The organism is Streptomyces sp. NPDC058955 (genome assembly GCF_042741435.1).
GTDB lineage: Bacteria > Actinomycetota > Actinomycetes > Streptomycetales > Streptomycetaceae > Streptomyces.
In genome coordinates this window covers 24,013-26,977 of sequence record NZ_JBHYKM010000108.1, presented here as the reverse complement: position 1 = coordinate 26,977, position 2,965 = coordinate 24,013, and the positions used below count along the sequence as shown (strand labels likewise).

At 77.9% G+C, this 2,965-nt stretch carries 3 protein-coding genes; 2 read left to right on the top strand and 1 reads right to left on the bottom strand.

Translation table 11 applies throughout. The features are described from left to right. Positions 1-2: 2 nt before the first annotated feature. Positions 3-1,337, bottom strand: a complete 1,335-nt coding sequence (locus ACFW1I_RS30590; protein ID WP_384675995.1) for an aminotransferase class I/II-fold pyridoxal phosphate-dependent enzyme — start codon at positions 1,335-1,337, stop codon at positions 3-5. A gap of 46 nt (positions 1,338-1,383) precedes the next feature. Here ACFW1I_RS30590 and ACFW1I_RS30585 point away from each other — a divergent pair, with 46 nt between their 5' ends. Together ACFW1I_RS30585 and ACFW1I_RS30580 are read left to right on the top strand one after the other, a co-directional pair. Beyond that, entirely contained in the window at positions 1,384-2,106 is a 723-nt protein-coding gene (locus tag ACFW1I_RS30585; protein WP_384675994.1) for a pyridoxamine 5'-phosphate oxidase family protein, read from the top strand. Between the two features lie 11 nt (positions 2,107-2,117). Next, positions 2,118-2,765 (top strand): FMN-binding negative transcriptional regulator, encoded by a 648-nt coding sequence (locus tag ACFW1I_RS30580; RefSeq protein WP_384675991.1) that lies wholly within the window; start codon positions 2,118-2,120, stop codon positions 2,763-2,765. Positions 2,766-2,965 lie beyond the last annotated feature (200 nt).

Genomic DNA, 2,965 nt, shown 5'->3' with positions numbered 1-2,965 from the left:
CCTCAGCCGTAGCTGCGGGCCGGGGCCGGGCCCGCGGCGTCCGCGACGGCGTCGGCCAGCGGGCCGATGTCGTCGGGGGCGAGCGGGGAGACCGTGAGGCGGACGGCCGGCCCGGTGGCGATGCGGAAGCGGGCGCCGGGGGCGACCGCCCAGCCCGCGCCGAGCAGCCGCGCGACGGCGCCGGTCTCGTCGGCGACCGGCACCCAGACGTTCATGCCGCTGCGCCCGTGCGCCTCGACGCCCCGCCGGGCGAGCTCCCGGACCAGGGCGTCGCGCCGTTCCCCGTACGCGTCGGCGACCGTCTCCGGATCGACCGCGCCGGTGCTCCACAGGTGGACGACGGCCTGCTGGAGGAGCCGGCTGACCCAGCCGGGGCCGAGGCGCTGCCGGCCGAGGACGCGGTCGACGGTCTCGTGGTCGCCGGTGAAGGCGGCGATGCGCAGGTCCGGCCCGTACGCCTTGGCGACCGAGCGGACCAGCGCCCAGCGGCCGGTGACCCCGGCGAGCGGCCGCAGCGGCCGGCTGACGATGCCGTGGCCGTGGTCGTCCTCGACGAGCAGCACCCCGGGGTGCGCGGCGAGGACGCGGCGCAGCTCCGCGGCGCGGGCGGCGCCGAGGCAGGCGCCGGTGGGGTTCTGGGCGCGGTCGGTGACGATCACCGCGCGGACCCCGTCGCGCGCGAGCGCCCGCTCGACGTCGGCGGTGCGCGGGCCGTCGTCGTCGACGGCGACGGGGACGGGGCGGAGCCCGAGGGCGGGGACCAGGTCGAGGAGGCTGCCCCAGCCGGGGTCCTCGACGGCGACGGCGTCGCCGGGCCTGAGGTGGACGGCGAGGACCCGCTCGATGGCGTCGAGAGAGCCGGACGCCACCCCGACCGGCCCGTCGGGGACGCCGTCGGCGTCGAAGGCCTCGCGGGCGAGCCGGGCGAACTCCGGGTCGACGGGCGCCTCCCCGTAGAGCCCGGGCCGCTCGGCGTACCGCCGGGCCGCCTCGGCGAGGGCCGGACCGAGCGGCGGCAGCAGCGCGGGGTCGGGATTGCCGCCGCTGAGGTCCCGGACGCCGGGCGGCGCCTCGACGCGCAGCGAGCCGCGCGCGGTGGTGGCGGGGCGCGGCCGCACCCGGCTGCCGCGCCGCCCGTCGGTCTCGATCACCCCGCGCTCGCGCAGGGTCCGGTAGGCGGCGGCGACGGTGTTCGGGTTGACGCCCAGCTCGGCGGCCAGCTCCCGCAGCGGCGGCAGCGACCGGCCGGGCTCCAGCGCCCCCGTCCCCACCCCCCGCTCCACGCTGGCGGCGATCTCCGATGCGCGACGACCTTCGATCCGATACTCTCCTAGCACAAACCAGATTATGCACTAGTGCAATAGGGATCGCAAAGGGGCCGCCATGAGCGCCACGACCACCACCCCCGGACGCCTCGCGGACTACACCCCCACCGACCGGACCGTGCCGACCCGCTCCCGGCAGCGTGCCTCGTACGACCGGGCGCTCGTGCACGCGATCCTCGACGAGGGGTACGTGTGCCACCTCGGCTTCATACGGGACGGGGCGCCCGTCGTGCTCCCCACCCTCTACGGCCGGATCGGCGAGCGGCTGTACGTCCACGGCTCCACCGGCTCCCGCCCGCTCCGCATGGCCGGCACGCGCCCCGCGGCGACCGCCACCGGCCCCGGCGGCCCGGCCGACTCCCCCGGCCTGCCCGTCTGCCTCACGGTCACCCACGTCGACGGCCTGGTCCTGGCCCGCTCCGCCTTCCACCACTCGCTCAACTACCGCTCGGTCGTCGTCCACGGCATCGCCCGCCAGGTCACCGACCCCGAGGAGCTGCGCACCGCCCTCGACGCGCTCGTCGACCAGGTCGTCCCCGGCCGCTCCGCCGACGCGCGGCCCGCGAACACCAAGGAACTGGCCGCCACCGCCGTCATCCGGCTCGACCTGGAGGAGGTGTCGGCGAAGGTCCGCGCCGCGGGGCCGAACGACGACGCCGAGGACCTGGCGCTGCCGCACTGGGCCGGCGTGGTCCCGGTCGCGCCGCGCACCGGCACCCCGGTCCCGTCGGCGGACCTGGACCCGGCGATCGCCCTGCCCGACTACCTGACCGCGCTCTGAGGGGGACCGGCATGCTCATCCACCCCTGGGACGCCGCCACGGACGACGCCGAGTGGCAGGAGTGGCTCGCCCGCCACGACTTCGGCCAGCTCGCCGTCAACGGCCTGCCCGGCGACCCGCCCTGGGTGCAGCCGACCCACTTCCGGTACGAGGCGGAGCCCGGCCCGTACGGCCGCGCCCTGCTCCACCTCGCCCGCCCCAACCCCCTCTGGCGCGCCCTGGAGGCCGACCCGCGGGTGGTGCTCAGCGTGGTCGACGACTACGTGTACGCGCCCGGCCCCTGGACGGCGCCCGAGGGCGCGCCCACCGAGCACGCCACGCCCACGTCGTACTACGCGGCGGTGCAACTGCGCTGCACCGCGCGCGTGGTGGACGATCCGGCCGAGAAGGCCGAGCTGCTGAACCGCCAGGTCGCCCACTTCCAGCCGGAGGGCGGGACCGTCCCCGTCACCCCGGGCGAGGCGCCGTTCGGACGGCTGCTCCCCGGCATCCGGGGGCTGTGCCTGGAGGTGACGGAGGTCCGGGCGAAGTTCAAGTACGCGGGCAACAAGCCGGACGAGGTGCGGGCCCGGATCGCGGACCGGCTGGCCGAGCGGGCCGGCCCGGGCGACCTCGCCGCCCGGGCCCACCAGCTGCGCCGCCTGGCCGCCGGATCCTGAAAGCCCGGTCGGCCGTTCGTCCTCCGCGCTACACGGCCGCGGGCTGCGCGCTCCGGCGCCGCTCGGCCGCCGTCCGCGCCTCCGCGAGGGCGAGCCCGGTGACGGCCGCGAGCAGCAGCACCGTGCCGAGCACGGTCGTCGCCGTCAGCTCCTCGCCCGCCCGCGTGCGCGCGGGCGGCGCGGGGCCCGGCCGCGCACCG